The organism is Acinetobacter sp. M5A5_2a (genome assembly GCF_053345265.1).
In genome coordinates this window covers 186,219-205,322 of record NZ_JBKEZV010000001.1, presented here as the reverse complement: position 1 = coordinate 205,322, position 19,104 = coordinate 186,219, and the positions used below count along the sequence as shown (strand labels likewise).

Annotated in this window: 19 protein-coding genes; 11 read left to right on the top strand and 8 right to left on the bottom strand. The window is 37.4% G+C overall.

The window, feature by feature from the left end; translation table 11 throughout:
• The first annotated feature begins 147 nt into the window (after window positions 1-147).
• The 3 genes from ACLBWE_RS00995 to ACLBWE_RS00985 all read left to right on the top strand — a co-directional run bounded on the left by ACLBWE_RS00995 (window position 148) and on the right by ACLBWE_RS00985 (window position 2,211).
• Window positions 148-417 (top strand): YARHG domain-containing protein, encoded by a 270-nt coding sequence (locus ACLBWE_RS00995; protein ID WP_003651599.1) that lies wholly within the window; start codon window positions 148-150, stop codon window positions 415-417.
• A gap of 18 nt (window positions 418-435) precedes the next feature.
• Window positions 436-849: an HIT family protein gene (locus tag ACLBWE_RS00990; RefSeq protein WP_004642705.1), complete on the top strand. Its 414-nt coding sequence runs from the start codon at window positions 436-438 to the stop codon at window positions 847-849.
• Window positions 850-1,104: 255 nt separating this feature from the next.
• Window positions 1,105-2,211: a porin gene (locus ACLBWE_RS00985; RefSeq protein WP_447600584.1), complete on the top strand. Its 1,107-nt coding sequence runs from the start codon at window positions 1,105-1,107 to the stop codon at window positions 2,209-2,211.
• Window positions 2,212-2,319: 108 nt separating this feature from the next.
• Here the strand turns inward: ACLBWE_RS00985 and ACLBWE_RS00980 are convergent, their stop codons facing one another.
• Both ACLBWE_RS00980 and ACLBWE_RS00975 read right to left on the bottom strand, forming a co-directional pair.
• Window positions 2,320-2,910 (bottom strand): YidB family protein, encoded by a 591-nt coding sequence (locus ACLBWE_RS00980; protein ID WP_424611996.1) that lies wholly within the window; start codon window positions 2,908-2,910, stop codon window positions 2,320-2,322.
• Window positions 2,911-3,009: 99 nt separating this feature from the next.
• On the bottom strand, window positions 3,010-3,471 hold the full coding sequence (locus ACLBWE_RS00975; protein WP_045432601.1) for a DUF6231 family protein: 462 nt from the start codon (window positions 3,469-3,471) through the stop codon (window positions 3,010-3,012).
• A 39-nt stretch (window positions 3,472-3,510) separates the two neighbouring features.
• On the opposite strand from ACLBWE_RS00975, the gene ACLBWE_RS00970 reads away from it, so the two are divergent.
• Window positions 3,511-4,380 carry a DUF2797 domain-containing protein gene (locus tag ACLBWE_RS00970; RefSeq protein WP_198078578.1) on the top strand — a complete coding sequence of 290 codons (870 nt, stop codon included), beginning with the start codon at window positions 3,511-3,513 and terminating at the stop codon, window positions 4,378-4,380.
• A gap of 44 nt (window positions 4,381-4,424) precedes the next feature.
• On the opposite strand, the gene ACLBWE_RS00965 is transcribed toward ACLBWE_RS00970, so the two are convergent.
• From ACLBWE_RS00965 to ACLBWE_RS00950, 4 genes are read right to left on the bottom strand one after another with little or no spacing between them, the layout of a single operon-like run.
• Entirely contained in the window at window positions 4,425-5,543 is a 1,119-nt protein-coding gene (locus ACLBWE_RS00965; RefSeq protein WP_447600581.1) for an ABC transporter permease, read from the bottom strand.
• Window positions 5,544-5,547: 4 nt separating this feature from the next.
• Entirely contained in the window at window positions 5,548-6,672 is a 1,125-nt protein-coding gene (locus tag ACLBWE_RS00960) for an ABC transporter permease (RefSeq protein WP_447600579.1), read from the bottom strand.
• Between the two features lie 10 nt (window positions 6,673-6,682).
• On the bottom strand, window positions 6,683-8,446 hold the full coding sequence (locus ACLBWE_RS00955; RefSeq protein ID WP_447600577.1) for an ATP-binding cassette domain-containing protein: 1,764 nt from the start codon (window positions 8,444-8,446) through the stop codon (window positions 6,683-6,685).
• Complete coding sequence (locus ACLBWE_RS00950; protein ID WP_348949354.1) at window positions 8,436-9,455, bottom strand: HlyD family efflux transporter periplasmic adaptor subunit; 1,020 nt, start codon at window positions 9,453-9,455, stop codon at window positions 8,436-8,438. Before ACLBWE_RS00950 ends, ACLBWE_RS00955 begins: the two co-directional genes overlap by 11 nt.
• Before the next feature lie 118 nt (window positions 9,456-9,573).
• Between ACLBWE_RS00950 and ACLBWE_RS00945 the strand changes: the two genes are divergently transcribed.
• The gene (locus tag ACLBWE_RS00945) at window positions 9,574-10,221 is read left to right on the top strand and encodes a CerR family C-terminal domain-containing protein (RefSeq protein ID WP_348949356.1); all 648 of its coding nucleotides are present in this window, start codon (window positions 9,574-9,576) and stop codon (window positions 10,219-10,221) included.
• On the opposite strand, the gene lpxB is transcribed toward ACLBWE_RS00945, so the two are convergent.
• Window positions 10,218-11,393, bottom strand: a complete 1,176-nt coding sequence (gene lpxB, locus ACLBWE_RS00940) for a lipid-A-disaccharide synthase (protein ID WP_348949358.1) — start codon at window positions 11,391-11,393, stop codon at window positions 10,218-10,220. The genes ACLBWE_RS00945 and lpxB overlap by 4 nt on opposite strands.
• Window positions 11,394-11,614: 221 nt before the next feature.
• On the opposite strand from lpxB, the gene ACLBWE_RS00935 reads away from it, so the two are divergent.
• From ACLBWE_RS00935 to ACLBWE_RS00910, 6 genes are all read left to right on the top strand, one after another.
• Window positions 11,615-13,753: a TonB-dependent siderophore receptor gene (locus tag ACLBWE_RS00935; RefSeq protein ID WP_348949360.1), complete on the top strand. Its 2,139-nt coding sequence runs from the start codon at window positions 11,615-11,617 to the stop codon at window positions 13,751-13,753.
• Between the two features lie 66 nt (window positions 13,754-13,819).
• A complete protein-coding gene (locus ACLBWE_RS00930) occupies window positions 13,820-14,119 on the top strand; it encodes a hypothetical protein (RefSeq protein ID WP_348949362.1) in 300 nt (99 codons plus the stop codon).
• Window positions 14,112-15,668 (top strand): PepSY-associated TM helix domain-containing protein, encoded by a 1,557-nt coding sequence (locus tag ACLBWE_RS00925; protein WP_348949364.1) that lies wholly within the window; start codon window positions 14,112-14,114, stop codon window positions 15,666-15,668. Before ACLBWE_RS00930 ends, ACLBWE_RS00925 begins: the two co-directional genes overlap by 8 nt.
• The gene (locus ACLBWE_RS00920) at window positions 15,665-15,946 is read left to right on the top strand and encodes a DUF1634 domain-containing protein (RefSeq protein WP_348949366.1); all 282 of its coding nucleotides are present in this window, start codon (window positions 15,665-15,667) and stop codon (window positions 15,944-15,946) included. The genes ACLBWE_RS00925 and ACLBWE_RS00920 overlap by 4 nt, the downstream gene beginning before the upstream one ends.
• 153 nt (window positions 15,947-16,099) lie before the next feature.
• Window positions 16,100-16,987 carry a sulfite exporter TauE/SafE family protein gene (locus ACLBWE_RS00915; RefSeq protein ID WP_347018347.1) on the top strand — a complete coding sequence of 296 codons (888 nt, stop codon included), beginning with the start codon at window positions 16,100-16,102 and terminating at the stop codon, window positions 16,985-16,987.
• A gap of 117 nt (window positions 16,988-17,104) precedes the next feature.
• On the top strand, window positions 17,105-18,193 hold the full coding sequence (locus ACLBWE_RS00910) for a 3-deoxy-7-phosphoheptulonate synthase (RefSeq protein WP_447600572.1): 1,089 nt from the start codon (window positions 17,105-17,107) through the stop codon (window positions 18,191-18,193).
• 101 nt (window positions 18,194-18,294) lie between these two features.
• Here the strand turns inward: ACLBWE_RS00910 and ACLBWE_RS00905 are convergent, their stop codons facing one another.
• A complete protein-coding gene (locus ACLBWE_RS00905; RefSeq protein WP_447600570.1) occupies window positions 18,295-19,035 on the bottom strand; it encodes an adenosylcobinamide-GDP ribazoletransferase in 741 nt (246 codons plus the stop codon).
• Between the last annotated feature and the right edge of the window lie 69 nt (window positions 19,036-19,104).

The window sequence follows — 19,104 nt, the reverse complement described above, 5'->3', positions numbered from 1 at the left end:
TTATAAATATTTGATATATAAAGTTTTTATTTATATTGTGAACAAATTATCAACCAAAATGACACTTGAGTAATTAATAGTCATTGAAATATTGGTAATAAACCTTATATTGAGTACAGGTTCATACCTTTAACTGAGGAAACGCTCATGAATAAATTTATGGTTGCAGTCTTTACTGGCATGGTGAGCATTGCTGGTTTAAACGTTCAAGCTGCAACGCCTGAGCAAGAATGTCAGAAATTGCAAGACGATTATAATTTGATTTATGCATCAAAAGGCTTTTGTTTTAAAGATCCTGATGCAAAAGAAAAATATGGTAATGAAAACTGTCATACGACAAAACCAAAGTTTTCTGACAAAGAGCAACAACGTCTTGATGCTATTAAAGAGCGTCAGAAAGAATTGAAATGTAAATAATTTTTAAAGGAATAATACATGGCATACGATGATCAAAATATCTTCGCAAAAATTTTACGTGATGAACTTCCAGCGATAAAAATCTATGAAGATGATCAAGTTCTAGCTTTTATGGATATTATGCCTCAAGCCGATGGTCATACATTAGTTATTCCAAAAACACCTGCTGTAACGCTCCTTGATTTACCTCCAGAAGCAGCCGCATATACCATACAAATTGTTCAAAAAATTGCGAAAGCAATGGAAAAAGCCCTCAATTTAGAAGGTATTGTCTTGATGCAACTTTCTGGAGCAGCGGCAGGACAAACTGTTCCGCATGTTCATTTTCACCTTATTCCTACAAATGTGCATCAACTTGGACGCCATGCTGTAGAATTAGGCGATCAAGAAAAAATTAAAGGATTAGCTGAGAAAATTAAAGCAGCTCTTTGATTTTTAATTCATTAAAGCGGAGTTTTGACTCCGCTTTTTTTCGTCTAAAAACTATAAAAAATTAAAATAATTAATTTATTTCTAAATTTTAACCGTCATAAAACTGTCATTTATTTTTCACGCCCCTGTCACAAAGTTTGCCGATACTGCTTAGCAAGTTGGTGAGCTTTTGTAACTTTTTGTACATAAGTCAACTACAAAATAAATAGTTAACTAGGCATACGCCATTTTTAAAAACTTTTTGGAGAAATCTCAATGAAGAAATTGCTACTCGCTGCCGCAGTTGCAACTTTGAGCATAAACGCGGTGCAAGCAGCGCCAACTTTGTATGGCAAACTGAATGTTTCTATTAACCAAGTTGACAATAAAAATTTCGATGGAAAAAGTGACGTTACTGAAGTTAACTCAAACTCTTCTCGCATTGGGGTAAAAGGCGAAGAGAAATTAACTGACAAGCTATCTGCTGTTTATTTAGCTGAATGGGCAATTTCTACTGATGGTTCAGGTTCTGATAGTGATCTTAGCGCCCGTAACCGTTTTATCGGTTTAAAAACTGAAGGTGTTGGTACATTAAAAGTAGGTAAATACGATTCTTACTTTAAAACCGCTGCTGGCGGTAACCAAGACATCTTTAATGACGATACACGTTTAGATATTACCAACATCATGTACGGCGAAAACCGCTTAGACAACGTGGTTGGTTTTGAATTAGACCCTAAATTATTAGCTGGTTTAACATTCAATATCATGGCTCAAACTGGCGAAAGCACCTCAGATAGCAAACAAGGTGAAACTGGTAAAGACAGCAAAAATGACAGCTTTGACTCTGTGTCTACTGCGCTTGGTTATGAAAACAAAGACCTTGGATTAGCAGTAGCTGCCGCTGGTGACTTTGGTATTAAAGGTAAATATGCTGCTTACGGTCTGAAAGATGTTTATACAGATGCTTACCGTGTAACGGGTTCTTATGACATCGCAAAATCAGGTTTTGTTGTAGGTGCTTTATGGCAACATGCTGAACCTACTGATGAATTGACTGCATATGGTCAATCATATAAATCAGATGGTGCAGTTGACAAAGCTGGTAAAGCTTACCGCGGTTTAGAGGAACAAGCTTATGCTGTTACAGCGGCGTATAAAATTCCAAATACTAAACTTAAAGTGAAAGCTGAATACGCTTCTGCTGAAACACAAGTAAGTGGTCAAGCAGATCGTAAAATTGACTTGTACGGTTTAGGTCTTGATTATCAAATCAACAAGCAAGCTCGTTTCTACGGTATTGTTGCTCAACAAAAACGCGACTGGTTGAATGATGATGACAAGCAAACTGTTGTAGGTACAGGTATCGAATATAACTTCTAATTAGTTATCTTTGATTCATATCTAAAATAAAAGGGCTAATGCCCTTTTATTTTATTGTGCAGATTAAAAAAGCCGATATTTTTATACCGGCTTTTTTTACTTTGTAGCTTACTTTAAGAAACCACTTACAAGATTCATAACATTTTGAATGTCTTGGTTTGCTTCTTGATGATCGGTACTGTCACCCTGAGGTGTTAATGAGTCAATGACTTGAGGTAAGACTGACGCAATTGCACCGTAAACTTGCTCTTTTGGAGCTTGAGCTTGCGCAGCAACCTGCTCAATGTCAGCTGGATTAAATAAACTCTGCAATTGTTGAGTAGGAACTTCGCTATTACTTTGATTTGGATCAACCCAGCTTTGAACTTGGTTACCTAAACCCGCACCTTTTAACTTTTCTAAAGCAGCCTGCAAACCACCTTGTTGCTGAACCCAACCTAAAATTAAAGGCACAACCGCAATTAATAAACTTTGTACACCACCACCTGCTTGAGGTGCATTATTATTGCCAGTCACTTGACCCAATACAGAACCTAATACTCCACCAAGGCCCCCTTGAGCGCCAGAAGAAGTATTACCCCCCATTTGTCCAAGTACTGAACCTAAAATTCCGCCCAAACCGCCTTGACCTGATGCTTGCTGGTTCCCACCTAAAGCCTGCTGAGCCAAAACTTCAACAATGCTGCTTAAATTTGTCATGTGTAACTCTTATGTATGGTTTATACATCAGCATACGCGGATTCTTATTCAGACAGCAAAAGCCAAATTGTTAAATTTTGAAAGAGATTTAATGCTCTTTTACCAACGGAATTTATTCCAGTTTTCTGGGTTTGCCCAAAACTTTGAATTAAACCAATCTGGAACATGTTTATAGGTCAATATATTAAATTGCCATAAAGCAAAATCACTATCATGTGAAGTCTTATCAATGAGTTGAGTAAAACCTAGGGAACGTAATAACTGTTCATCACTTCGTTTGCTCACCACAACAATTCGTTTTGCTAATAAATCTCTTAGTTTTACTAATAATTGTGATTTTTGAATATCACTGATGTTATGCATTTCATCGGTATCAAATAATACAAAACCCAAATCATAACGCTGAGTAAAAGGCAGACTTAAAAGCTCAGTTACGCTAAAATAGTGCCATTGAATTGCGTTATTCTGGTCAATTTTCTGGCCAATACAAAGTGCAGTATGAATGGGCTGTTCTTTTGATAAATCGTCTAGCATAGAAGCGATGACATTTTGTTCAGCCATGACTGCAACCCTTAATTGAAAGATGTGAGTTTAAACTTTATGGAACTACAAGGCATTTGCCATAAAATGCATGCAGGCCTAAAAGATGCTAGTGTAACTGATCAACAGACAACCAAGGCAAATGTTGAATACAAATTTGTATTAGACCGTTCAGAAATTGATCTTCCTTTTAATTTAGGACAAGAACTAGAAATCGAATGGACAGGTAATATTTATTGCACCTCTTGTGGCACTAAAACACCAAAATCTTATTCTCAAGGTCACTGCTTTAAATGTTTTAAAACGAAAGCGGAATGTGACCTCTGCATTATGAAACCAGAAACATGCCATTACCACTTAGGTACATGTCGTGAAGATGACTTTGCCCACAATGTTTGTTTTCAACCTCATATTGTTTATTTAGCAAATTCTAGCGCTTTGAAAGTTGGCATTACCCGTGTTAGTCATATGCCAGGTCGTTGGTTAGATCAAGGTGCAACTCAGGCCTTACCAATTATGAAAGTTGGATCACGTCGTTTATCTGGTCAACTTGAAACAATGTTTGGTTCTTTAGTTGCTGACAAAACTGATTGGCGTAAACTCCTTAAGGGAGAAGCTGAACCTCTAAAACTAACTGAGCAACGTGATCAGTTAATCGAAGAGTTTGCACCTAAAATTCAAACGATTCGTGAGGAATTTAGCCAAAATCTTGAATTTAACGAAACCGTTGAATTATTAGAAGATGAACTACCACGTGAGTTTGTTTACCCTGTTGAGCAGTACCCTGAAAAGATTAAGTCTCTAAATTTGGATAAAACTCCAAAAATTCGTGGTGTATTACAGGGCATTAAAGGTCAATATTTAATTTTTGATATTGGTGTTATTAACATCCGTAAATATACAGGTTACCAACTGATTATACGTGCCTAAGTAAGTTTTAAAGCCCCTAAAATGGGGCTTTTTAATTAAAATGATTAAGATAATCTGTTCCTAAATAGCCAAGCAGCTAAGGGTAAAGTCACTACTCCAAGTATGATCATTGGAATAAAGTTGAATTTGACTTGTGCAAAGCTCGCACCTTCCAAATAAACCCGTTGTACCAAGTTAATTCCAAACCTTAAGGGGTTTGCGTAAGTTGCTATTTGTAGTACTTTCGGCATGTTTTCTACTGGTGTAAGTAAACCTGAAAGCAACATCAAAGGCATAATCAATAAAAATGTAAAAAGCATGGCTTGTTGCATATTTAAAGATAAGGCCGAAATTGATAGGCCCACTCCGACTACAGCCACATTAAAACTTAATAAACCAAAATAAAGCAGCCCAAGAGAGCCATTCATTGGAATTTTAAACCAGAACAAAATGATCAATAAAATAATGGTTGATTGCATCAATCCTACAAAAATTGGAGGTAAGGCCTTACCAATCATAATTTGTAATGGTGTATACGGCGTAACTAATAACTGATCGAATGTACCCTGCTCTCGTTCACGTGCTACAGATAAAGCAGATAGAAGCAATGTCTGCATCATACTTAAAGCCGCAATTAATGAAGGCATTAAGCTCCATCGAGACTCTTGATTTGGGTTGTACCATGTTCTTGTTTCAAGGCTAATCGGTAAGGCTGAGTTAAATTTTTGCTGATTAAACTGACCAATAATTTTATTTAGATATGAACCAGCCACAACAGCGGTTGATGAGTTTCTGCCATCAACAATGACCTGTATAGGAGAGCTTTGGTTATTATTTAATTTGCTCTCGAAGTCTGAAGGAATCGTAATCACGACCAATGCCTGACGACTATCAATTACCTGTTTGATTTGATCTGTATATTGAAGTGTTGCAATCCGCTTAAAAATACCAGAGCCATCGAGTTTTGAGATCAATTCATGCGAAACTTGCCCATTACTTTGATCTAAAATTGCATAGTCCACACGGTTAACATCATAAGTTGCAGCATAACCAAACAAAAGTGCCTGCATGAGGGCTGGTACAAATAGAATGACTCTATTTGCAGGGTCACTAAAAATGGTCAGGAATTCCTTTTTGACTAAAAAACTTAAATGTTTTAGCCAAATCAACAGTTGCTGCCACATAACTTTATCTCAACCGTTTTTTCAGTGAAAAGTTCACAGCACATATCAAAACAACGATATATCCCAATAAAATACCGCATTCTTTAAACCATAACTTCCAATCATCACCTCCCATAAATAGGGTTTTAATTAAAATCATAAAATGCGTAGCTGGAAGTAATTGGCTAACAATTTGTACAACCAAGGGTAAATTTCGTGTATCGAAAACAAAACCTGAAAGCATGAGTGCAGGCATAAAACTTGCCAATAAAGCAATTTGACTCGCCTGAAACTGGCTTTGAGCAAAGCCTGATATGGTTAAACCAAGTAATAACGAAACAATTAAATATAAAAATGAAGCTGATAAAATTGAGAATAATGAACCACGCATGGGTACTTCAAAAATAAAATACGCAGCAATAATACAGATCACGATATCAATCATGCCGACCACAACATAGGGAATGAGCTTTGCTAATACAATTTCAAATGGCCGTACAGGCGTCACAAATAAGGCCTCTAGTGTTCCCCGTTCCCTTTCACGGGCAATGAGTAACCCCGTTAAAAATGCACCGATTAAAGTTAAGATTAATACCATTAAGCCTGGGACTAAAAACCAAGTACTGTTAGCAGATTCGTTAAACCATATTCGTTGTTCAATATTAACGGTGCTTGAAGTTGCTAATATTGGACTACGGTCAACTTGTATAGACGGCGCGGTAGCCAAAGCACCTGTGACATATCCTTCCAAAGCTGTTGCTATGGTGGTAGACGTACCATTTAATAACAGTTGAGCCTTTGCGTTACCTTGTTGTGCCTGACTCGCGAAATCTGAAGGGAAATGCAAAATGGCATCAATCTCGCCATCTCGAATGGCCTGCTCTGCTTCAGGAAAATTATGAAATTGCTGACTCGTTAAATATTGCGAGCCATTTAAACCCGCTAAAACCTGATTGATCTGTGGTGAAGACTGATCAACTACAACACCAACTCGTGCTTGATTTAAGTCAAAGGAAAGTCCATAGCCAAATAGTAAAATTAAGATGATAGGTAAAACCAGACCAATCCCGAGGCTGCTTTTATCACGAATGAGCTGCTTAGTTTCTTTACGAACTAGCGCTGTCAATCGATTCCAAAATGCAAAACTCATTGTAGCCCCCCTAAACAGCATGCCTTAATGCACGTGCTTGCTCCACAATTGCTATAAAAGCCTCATTCATGTCACTAATATATCTATCTTTACTTGCTAATTCGCGTACTTGTTGGGGTGAACCTAAGGCTAACAACTTTCCTGCATCTTGTATGGCAATCCGGTCACAATATTCCGCTTCTTCCATAAAGTGCGTAGTGATAATGATGGTAATACCCTGATTTGCCAGCTCACCAATGCTGTACCAAAATGAACGCCGTGCAAGCGGGTCAATGCCACTAGTGGGTTCATCTAAAAATAAAATTTCCGGTTCATGTAGCAATGCAGCAGCCATAGATAAACGTTGTTTATAGCCACCTGGTAAATCACCACTTTTAATATGAGTTTTTAAATCGTATTGCTGTAACGCTTTATCAATTTGTTGTTTTAGCTTTTCGCCCGATAAACCATAGGCTCCACCAAAAAATTTGAGATTCTCTAAAACAGTTAAATTACTATAAAGTGCAAATTTCTGAGAGACATAACCTACGTTAGCCCTAGCTTCAGCACGAGCTGTCCGTAAGTTTTTACCAGCAACTTCCAAATACCCACTACTTGCTGGTAACAATCCACACAGCATTCGAAATGTCGTTGTTTTCCCAGCTCCATTAGGTCCAAGTAATCCAAAGATTTCACCGCGCTGCACATCAAATGAAGTGTTAGCGACAGCAGTAAAATCTCCAAAAGTTCTGACTAAATCTTTGACCACAATGATAGGTTGGTCTGATTCCAACTCATGATTTTGCAGTGAATCAAAAGCTCTTTCAGAAATAGATATTTGTTTTCGTTGCTTTTGATTCTGTTGTAATAACATCATAAAAGCATCTTCAAGTTCAGGTTCTCGTGTATTTGCTATTAGCCCCTGAGGTAAAGCACCGGCTGATAATTCTTTCTGGCGACTAATAAAACGTACTTGTTCACCTTTTAGAACAGCATCAATAATCTCTAGATGATTATCAAGTAATTGGGCTTGTACAGTCCGCGCCTTAATATTTGCAGGAGGTTCTACTTGCCATGTTTGCCCACGTGCTATTTCTTTTAATTGCTCTGGAGAGCCCTTCTTTAAAATTTTCCCCTCGTGCATGATATAAACTTGTGCACATTTTTCTGCTTCATCCATATAAGCAGTACTTATAATTACACTTAGGTTTTCTTCCTGAACAAGCTGTTCAATAATGATCCATAAGTCCCGTCTTGATAAAGGGTCTACCCCAACACTAGGCTCATCGAGCAATAGTAACTCTGGGGAACGAACTAAAGTACATGCTAGCCCTAGTTTTTGTTTCATGCCGCCAGAAAGTTGACCCGCTAAACGTTGCGTAAATTGAGCAAGGTCTGTTATTTCCAATAAACGTTTAAATCGTTGATAACGAATTTCTTTTGGAACATCGTGTAAATCGGCATATAAATCAAGATTTTCTTGTACGCTTAAATCTTCATATAGTCCAAAACGTTGCGGCATATAGCTAATACGGTCTTGCACAGCTTGTGGATTTTTACTCACGTCAATTCCAAGTACATTTAATGAACCCGAAGTGGCTTTATATAATCCTGCCATTAATCGTAATAAAGTTGTTTTCCCCGAACCATCTGGACCTACTAAAGCGGTAAGTTCTCCTTTATTGATTTGCATGTTTAAATGATCAATTGCAGTAATATCTGCTGCCTTTTTACTATCAGCTTTAAAAGTCATGACCAAATCATGCACATAAACCACTGTATTTTCATCGGTCATGGGCATTCTCACCTGAAGCAAGTGGAACTTTAACAGTAACAGGTTGCCCCATTTTTAATTGATCATTCGGATCATTTACATACACTCGGACTTCATAAACCAGTGTTGTTCTAATCTCTTCGGTCTGCACTGTTTTAGGGGTGAACTCTGCAACTGAAGATATATAACCAATTTTTCCATGAATAGGTTGATTAGAAGAATCACGAATGACTTGGGCAGTATCTCCCATCTTAATGGAACTCAGATCTTGTTCATTGACATATACACGTACCCATTTCGGATCAGTCAGTGCCAATGTATAAACGGCCTTTTGAGCAGTTGTCATATCGCCAATTTCTTGTAGACGTGCTCGGACCACTGCTTTTACAGGAGATTTTAGTTCAGTCTGGGTAAGGTTATAATTAATTAAATCTAAATTAGCCTGAGCGACTTCATATTGTGCTTTGGTCGCTTCACGATCTTCTTGTCTAGCGCCTTTAATTAGTAATTCTAAATTGGCCTGTCTTTCCCGCACCACTGCTTGAGCACTTTGCTGATTACTTTTGGCATAGTCCAACTCTTGTTGGCTAATTGCCCGACCATCGGTGCTACTCACCAAAATTTGTAACCGTTGTAAGTTTTTATCCGTTTTATCTAGCTCTGCTTGAGCAGAAGCTAATTGTGCTTTTGCTTGGGTAATTTCTTCAGGGCGAGCTCCGACCTCTTGTTTAATAATTGCCTCTTGTTGCGCTTTGAGCTGTGCTTGTGCCTGCTTTGCCTGAATTTGTAATGCATTGGTATTAAGAGTAGCAAGTAACTGGCCTGCTTGAATTTTATCGCCCTCTTGGACCATGAGTTTCTGAATACGGCCAGACTGTTCAAATGCAAGCGAAACTTGGCGAATATCAACATTTCCATGCAAAGTTAAAAAACTATCTGATTGTTCTTTATTATTATATTTCCAAGCCCAAAAGCCGATTAGAGCCACAGCTATAATAACTAAAACACCGGCAATCACTTTTTTATTCATCTTATTGGCCTTTTTATTAAATTCAAATTTTCATAGTTTAAATTCAATTTAAATTTAAATTACCTTACTCTTTGAATAAAAGATATACTTTTATGGTGAATTAAAATTAGGTTTAAACATGTCCAGATCTAGACGAAGTGATGGTGATTTAACCAAGTCTAAAATTATTGAGGCTGCGGGACCTTTGATAGCCCAATATGGTTTTGCAAAGACAGCAAACAAAGCAATTGCCAAAGCAGCAAATGTAGATTTAGCTGCGATTAACTATCACTTTGATGGTCGAGATGGTTTATATCAAGCAGTTTTATTGGAAGCTCATGCCCACTATCTGGATGAAACCTACCTACTAGAACTTGTTGAAAGCGCTCACTCTCCAGAAGGAAAATTAAACTTATTACTTGAGACTTTATTGCATAAATTAACTGAAAAAGATGTCTGGCATGGCAAAGTCTTTATTCGTGAGCTGTTTTCACCTTCAGAGCATTTATTAAGTTTTATTGAATTTGCAGGAATGCGAAAATTTTTTCTTATTCGCAAGTTGATTAGCCAAGTGGCTGGTTTAAATGAAAATGATCCGGCTGTTTTACCCTGCATTTTAAGTGTTATGACACCCTGCATGATGCTCATTATTGCCGGACCGAATGCTCAAGCACCCGAGCCTCTTAAGAATATCGCCCAGATGCCATTACACAATTTAGTTGAACATTTTAAGAAATTTTCATTGGCTGGGTTAAAAGCAATTAGCCAATCAAATCTTAAAAATTAGCTATCCAAACATTGCAAAATTGCCTGTACCGGATCTTCTGTATTTCCAGAAATAAGCTGTTTATGCATGGTTAAATGTTGCATCACTTGAATTTGTGCCTTTTCAACATTCATCAGTTTTTCTATTTCAGCTGCTAAATTTTCTGGTGTTGCATCTGCCTGAATCAGCTCTTCAATTACTTTCTTACCAGCAATAATATTTGGCAAAGAGTAGTAAGGAATTTTGACCAAAAACTTAGCAATTAAATAAGTTAACCAATGCAATTTATAAAAAGTAACCATAGGTCTATGCATTAACATTGCTTCTAATGTCGCTGTTCCAGAAGCTAAAGCAATGATGTCACTTGCATTCATGACCATACGACCAACTTTTGATTCAGTATCTGTATTTTCTAAAATATGAATTGCAGCTTTTAAATGAGGTGCTAATTGTTCAACACCCTGCTCAATCTGTTGTTTACGTGCATCGTTAATTGCGGGAATCAAAAATTGAATATCTGGATATTTGGTATGCAAAATATTGGCAGCGCCCAGCAACATAGGAAGAAGTCGCTCTACTTCACCTTTTCGGCTACCTGGCAACAAAGCAATATGTTTTTGATTTTCATCAATACCTAATTGTTGTTTAGCAATTTGAATTGGATTTTCAAGTGGTAATTGTTTCGCTAATGGATGGCCTACAAATGCCGCCGGAACTTCATATCGCTCATAGAAGACTTTTTCAAACGGAAATAAACAAAGAACTAGATCTATACTCTGTTTAATGCCATGAACACGCCCCTGACGCCATGCCCAAACTGAAGGACTCACATATTGAACTGTTTTTATTGGAAGATTCTTTTCTTTAATACTTTTTGAAAGTCTGAGGTTAAAATCTGGTGCATCAATACCAATAAAAATATCAACGGGATGCTCAGTCCATTGGTTAATTAAGCCATCACGTACCGCAAATAGTTTTTTTAGGTCTTTTAATACTTCAACAATCCCCATTACCGACAAAGTTTCCATCGGGTAATAGCTTTTAAAACCTTCAGCAATCATTTGAGGTCCACCTATTCCCTCAAATTCAGCATCGATTCCCTGCTCACGAAAACTACGCATGAGCTTAACGCCAAGCGTATCTCCTGAAACTTCCCCAACTACAATGCCTATTTTAAGTTTTCGGTTTGCCAAGGCGATTTACCCAAGAATTTGAAATAATGCATTCTAGCATAGAGGTTTATCAATCTTGAACTTGATCGATACGTACTCACGGAAAGTAGCCAAGGGGCTTGGCTATCTAAAATTACATTCACTTACTATCTTTTAATCTAAATTAACAATGCAATTTGAATTGTAGCTTACATTTACAAACAATAAAATAAATGAGAATTATTTACATTATCTTTACTCTTATGAATATCCCACCTCGACCATTTAAGCTTACCGTAATCGCCTGCGCGATTTGTTATGCGAACCTCTCTTATGCTCAAGATACAGCTGCTGTGCAAGCTTTACAGACCATTCAAGTTAAAGCCACAAGTGCTGAGCAGTCTTCTGAACAGACCAAAGCATACAATGTTAAAAACTCAAGTAGTGCAACCAAACTTAATATTGAGGCTAAAGAAACTCCTCAAACTATTAACGTAGTTACTCGTCAGCAAATTGAAGATTTCGGACTTACCAGTACGAGAGATGTTCTAAAAAATACTCCAGGAGTAACTGTAAGCAATCAGGAAACCGAACGTACTTCGTACATGGCTCGTGGTTTTGAGATTTCAAATATTTTGACTGACGGCGTAGGCTTTCCCCTCTCAGGTTATAACTACAACAACACTAACCCTGATACCTACTTTTACGATCGTGTAGAAATAGTTAAAGGTGCAGATTCTTTAACTAACGCATTTGGTGATCCAAGTGCAACAATCAACAATATTCGTAAGCGACCAACTCAAGAATTCCAAGCAAGTGGTGGTGTAAGTTATGGTTCGTGGGATACTCAACGTTATGAAGCTGACGTATCAGGCTCAATTACCTCTAGTGGAAAAGTACGTGGCCGTATCATGGGCTATGAGCAAACCGGTGATTCTTACATTGACCGATATTCTTCAGAAAAAAATGGTTTCGCAGGTATTGTTGAAGCTGATTTAACAGATAGTACTTTACTCACCGTAGGCTATAGCCAAGAACAAAATAAACCGAATGCAAATAACTGGGGTGCTCTGCCCTTACTCGATGCAAATGGCAAGCAAATTTCGTACGACCGCTCATATAATCCAAACCCTGATTGGGCACACTGGGATAATGAAACACAAAATGCTTTTGTCGAATTAAAGCAAAAAATTAATGAGCAATGGGCAGCGAAGCTAACCTATAACTATCTTGATACTAAGCACAATAGTCGCCTCCTTTACTATTATGGTTATCCAAAAGCTGATGGTTCAGGGGTATCTTTAACTCCTTGGGGAGGTCAAGAGCATCAAGAGAAACATGCTGTAGATTTTAACCTCGAAGGGACCTATAAACTTTTTAACAGAGAACATGAAGCAACTCTCGGTTATAGCTATGTGCGTAGTCGTCAGCAAGATAAACAATCTACAGGAACGATTAACGATAGTAATGTTATCAATTCGACAACTACAGACTGGGCAAGCTGGACACCTCAATCTATAACTTGGTCAGATTTCACAGAAGCGGCTAACTATACGCAAAACATTGACTCGATCTATGCCGCGACTCGCTTACATCTCAATGAAGATTTAAAACTTTTACTTGGTGCAAACTATGTCAGAGCTGAGAGCAAAGGCGAAAGCTATGGCTCACCAATGTCATATAGTGAAAGTAAAGTCTCACCCTATGTTGGACTCACCTATAACTTCACACCTGAATATACAGGTTATATGAGTTATACCTCTATTTTCCGCCCGCAAACAGGTATTGATAAAGACACGAATCAGGCTTTAAAACCTATTGACGGTAAAAGCTATGAAATGGGCGTAAAAAGCTCATGGCTAGATGACCGTTTAACAGGAACACTTTCAGTATTTAAAACTGAGCAAAATAATTATCCATTACGTAACTCTGATGGAAATCCACTTAATCGAAAAGTACCAACCAGTGATTTAGAGTCACAAGGTGTAGAAGTCGGCCTATCAGGTCAAATCACAGATAATGTGAATCTTTCTTTCGGTTATGCTCAATTTAGTATTAAAGATATTAAGAATGGTGGCGAGGCAAGAACTTATAATCCGAACCAGACACTTAATTTGCTGACGACCTATACGCCGTCAGTTTTACCTAAGCTGAAAGTTGGTGCAGGCTTACAATGGCAAGATGGTGTGAAGCTATATGATTCAACTGTAAACAGTACTATCACACAAGATGCTTATGCCTTAGTCAACTTAATGGCGAGCTATGAAGTAAATAAGCATATTACGCTTCAAGCGAATGGTAATAACATTTTCGATAAGAAGTATCTATATAGCTTCCCTGATGGCCAAGGATTTTATGGTCCTTCTGCCAACTATACAGTTGCTGTAAAGTTTAAATATTAATATCGTAGCCAATCCCAATTTAGGGATTGGCTTTTCTTATTACTCTTTGTTTATGTGTCATTAAAGATGTCCAAAACTGTAAATCTCCCTGTGTCATATCGCATAAAAGTTTTCTATCGATTCTTGCTGGTTTTCGGTATGGGTTTTGCCTGTATGGCGTATTTAAGTCTTGGACTCACTGGAATTTTCCTTTTGACCTTAGACAAAGCTGAAGCCATATATCTCGCATCATTTATAGCAATTCTATTTTACGTAGTGTTCGTGATTATAGGTTTTTGCATTCAATCACTTTTGAAACTCACTGGGCTATCAGTCGTTCTATGTGCTCTTTTCTTTTTTGCAACGCGTATGGTGGGTTATGCATAAAGGTATACGCCAATCTATGGCATGGCTACACTCATGGACTGGCTTAATTTTTGGATGGCTCGTATTTGCCATTTTCTTAATGGGAAGTTTGTCTTATTACCGCCACGAAATTAATTTATGGATGCAGCCTCCACTTGCGCAATATGAAGTAAAGCAAGATATTGCTATTAAAACAGCCTATCAATACTTACAAGACCATGTTCCAGATGCCAAATCTTGGTATTTAAATGTTGCAACATCTGAGAGTCCGGTAAACACCATGTATTGGGAAAAACCAGACGGCGGTTATGGAAATGCAACTCTGGATGCAAACACAGGCCAAGAGCTTAAACTTTCGGCAACTCTAGGTGGCGACTTTTTTTACCGATTCCACTACCAACTTTTTGGTATTCCAATATTCATCGGGCGATTATTAGTCTGTATCGCGGCATTTATTATGTTGATTGCCTTGGTTTCAGGCATTATTACCCATAAAAAAATATTCACCGACTTTTTTACTTTGCGTACATTTAAGTCTCAGCGTTCATGGTTAGACTTTCATAATATTTCTTCGGTGATTGCCCTACCTTTCTTTTTAACCATTACATTTACAGGCTTAGCTATTTTCTTTTATTTATATCTGCCTTGGGGCATGCAAAAGCTCTATCCTGAAAATCCATATCAATATTTTACCGAAATACGTACAAAGACTGTGCTTGAGAATCAATCGATACAGCCAGCTCAGAACTTATCTATCGAAAAGTTATTAAACCAAGTGCAACAACGTTGGGGAAATCAAACTTTATCGACAATTAGTGTAAAAAATCCAAATACCAATCAGGCGCAAATTACCTTTATTCAAAATGAAGATCATTCAATTACCCGGAATCAGGCTCAAATTACATTGAATGCTTCAACAGGCAAAGTCTTAGCAGACACACGTAATAATAGTGCTATTGCAACACTGAATGCGGGAGTTTACGGTCTACACATGGCAACATTTGCCCAACCTTTACTTCGCTTAGGTTTCTTCTTCTCTGGCATTTTAGGTTGTGTCATGATTGCCTCTGGTTTGCTACTCTGGAGCCTTAAACGCCAAATTCAAAATAAGAACAGTAAGTTTCACTTTGGACACTATTTAGTTGACCGTTTAAATGTCGCAACTTTTGTAGGACTGCCGTGTGCAACTGTCGCCTATTTAAGTGCAAATCGATTATTTACAGTCACTTCAACCACCATCAATTATGAAATTTATAGTTTTTTCTTAGTTTGGCTAATCAGCTTAATCATTGCTTTAGTCACTAAAAAACAATATTTATGGCGAACTCAACTGAGTATTTTTATTCTGCTTTGTATGGCGCTTCCAATCTTAAATTTAAGCTATTTACTTCAACATGACTATATTCAAAGCTTCAACAACTATTGGACATTTGCCCGTATAGATGTATTTTTGTGGATATTTGCAGGCTTAGCGATTTTTATATTCTGCAAAATTCAACCTATTCAGCATAAAGCTGTAGAAAAAATTCAAAAGAAGCTGAATAAATTAAATACTGAGGTGAGCTCATGATCTTTATAGCTTTCATCTTAATTTTATTAGGAATGTATTTGTTATTTATGGCGAGTGAAAAATATCGATCACCAAAATCAACAAGTCATTTCAAATCATTAGCTCAAAAATATTACCAGCACTTTAAGATAGCTGCATTCATATTGTTTGTTTTATGCGCATATATTCTGATTCGACATTATAATTTTTCAATTGGTTTTGTCAGTTGGTGGATCTTTGCAACGCCGTTAACTTTTGGTCTCATACTTCTACTTAACCCATTAAAACCATCAAAATAATCTTAGATCCTAATAATTTGATGAAAAATAGCTCAAGCTAAGCAATATTTTGATTGCTTAGCTTTTTTTTGCATAAGTAAATCATTATTCATGACAACTGTTTATCTCTAAAAGGAATAAGATATGGGCGTTTCGTGATAAGTGGCGATAAAGATGTCTGGTGCTTTTGAATTTATCTTAGCGGGTATGTTAGTTGGTTTCTGTGTAGGGATTACAGGAGTTGGTGGTGGATCATTAATGACACCAATTTTAATTAGTCTTTTTAGAATTGAACCTCATATCGCAATTGGTACCGATTTACTTTATGCCGCAATCTCAAAGTTCTGTGGATCAATGGTTCATGCTAAGAAACTCAACATTGTCTGGCCAATTGTTTTATGGCTTGCAGTGGGTAGTATTCCAGCATCTTTCGCTACCACTTGGGTACTTGAACACTATTTAAGTCAGTCAACTCACTATAAAGCTGTGTTAACCATGGTTTTAGGTTTTATGCTAACACTGACTGGTGTTTCAATTATCTTTCGTTCACGTATTGAAAAATTCTTTAATCGTTTTAGAAGTAAAGACGTGACCCAAACAGAAAATGAGCAATTGGCTATTCACCATAAACGCCTCTACATCATTATTATGGGTATTATTTTAGGCGTATTCGTAACGCTTTCATCTGTCGGCGCTGGTGCATTTGGCATTATGGCACTCGTGATCATGTTCCCTAACTTGCCAATGATTCGAATTATTGGTTCAGATGTGGTACATGCTGTATTGCTTACTTTAGTGGCCGGCCTTGGACACATGAGTGCTGGTAACGTCGACTTTACGCTTCTTATGTGGTTATTGGTGGGTTCGATTCCAGCAATTATTGTGGGTACGCTCATTAGTTCCCGCATGCCTGAACGTTTAATCCGAAAAATTTTAGGGATTACCCTATTTGCTCTCGGTGTTAATTTTATGGTTAACCCGGTCAAAGCAAAACCAAAAGCTCCTGTGGTACAACAACAAGCAGTGATTGCTGAAAAAACAAGCAATCCAACTGAAAGATAGCAAAATCAATAAGATTTTTCCAAACTGAAATACCATGAGATGTAGGATTTTCATAATTATTTCATGGTATATTCAGTACACAAAACAACCTTTAGTATGATCGAACCAGTGACAGCAATGAATACAAATTCAAAATCCGTTTCCAAGCCCGATATCGACGACGTTAATATTAAAAGCATTCAAACTCTTGTAACACCAGCTGAGCTTAAATCAGAGTTGCCTTTATCTGATGTTGCTTCACAAACCGTTCTAAAAGGTCGCGAAACTATTCGTAATATTTTAGATGGTTCAGATAAACGTTTGTTTGTCGTTATTGGTCCTTGCTCTATTCACGACCCTAAAGCTGCTCACGAATATGCCGAACGCTTAAAAGTGCTAAGCGAAAAAGTTAAAGATTCATTGTATTTAGTTATGCGTGTTTATTTTGAAAAACCACGTACGACAATTGGTTGGAAAGGTCTAATCAATGACCCTGATATGAATGACTCATTTAACATCGAAAAAGGTTTACGTATTGGTCGTAAACTCTTGCTTGAGTTAAATGAAAAAGGTTTGCCATGTGCAACTGAAGCACTTGACCCTAACTCTCCACAATACTACCAAGACTTAATTTCATGGTCTGCAATTGGTGCACGTACAACCGAAAGCCAAACTCACCGTGAAATGTCTTCTGGTCTATCATCACCAGTTGGTTTTAAAAATGGTACAGACGGCGGTTTAACTGTTGCCACCAATGCCATGCAGTCTGTTAAATATGGTCATAGCTTCTTAGGCCTTAACGAAGACGGTCAGGTTTCAATTATTAATACAAATGGTAACCCTTATGCACACGTTGTATTACGTGGTGGTAATGGTAAGCCTAACTATGATGCTGGCTCTGTTGAAGAAGCAGAAAATGCTTTAGCGAAAGCAAAAGTTAGTAATAAAATCATGATTGATGCGAGTCACGCGAACTCAAATAAAGACCCGTACTTACAGCCACTTGTTCTTAAAAATATTACTGAACAAATTTTAGATGGTAATAAGTCAATTGTTGGCCTTATGGTTGAAAGTCACTTAAAAGGTGGCCGCCAAGATATTCCTGAAAACCTTTGTGACCTAGAATATGGTAAATCAGTGACTGATGGCTGTATTGACTGGGAAACCACTGAAAAAACATTGCTTGAAATGCATGAAGCTTTAAAAGGCGTTTTACCAAATCGTTAATTCATCTTTTTAAGAATATCGATTAAGCCCTCATTTTTGAGGGCTTTTTATTTTAATGAAATTTCTAGATAAGCCGTAATAGCGTTTAAAAGTTTTACTATTTATAAATAAAAATAACTTACGATAAAAGCAAAAAGCAGCACAGTTTCGCTAAGCTCAATCGCGGCCCCCACAGTGTCGCCTGTAATACCATCAATACGTTTTATAAACAGATGTCTTAAATAAACAAGGCTCATTAAAAAGCCAATCACGGCAATTAGACCCTGCCATTCCCAATATAAAGGTAGCAGCAAAACTAACCCAGTTATTATCCAAGACGCTGTTTTAGGTAAATGATCAGTCAGAGAGCGGCCTAAACCTTTTTCTCGAACATATGGCGTAGTTAAAAACAAAATTGATGGCACAAGGCGCCCAAGTGCGGGAACTAATATTAAGAATAGCGCTTGATGCTGTTCAATCAATACATAAACCAGTGCGAACTTGAGTAAACAGATAACAACTAAACTCAGTACTCCAATGGGGCCACAACTTGGATCCTTCATAATTTGTAAAGTACGTAGCTTGTCTCCAAAACCACCTACCCACGCATCTGCCGTATCTGCCAGCCCATCTAAATGCAATCCTCCTGTTAGCCAAATCCATAAAGTCATTATGATGGCGGCAAGTAGAAGAATTGGTAATTTTGCGAACAAACATGCAATAAGAAAAAGGATTCCACCAATAATGAGTCCAACCAATGGATAAAACAAAATAGCTCGACCATTTTGTTGCGCCGTAGGCATTGTCTTTAAGTCGATCGGCAGAACAGTTAAAAATTGCAATGCGATCCAAAATGGTGTCATGTCCAAATCTCTAACTGATCTATATTTAAAAAACAGTTTGAATTATGAAGAAATAAAAATGGGAATAGC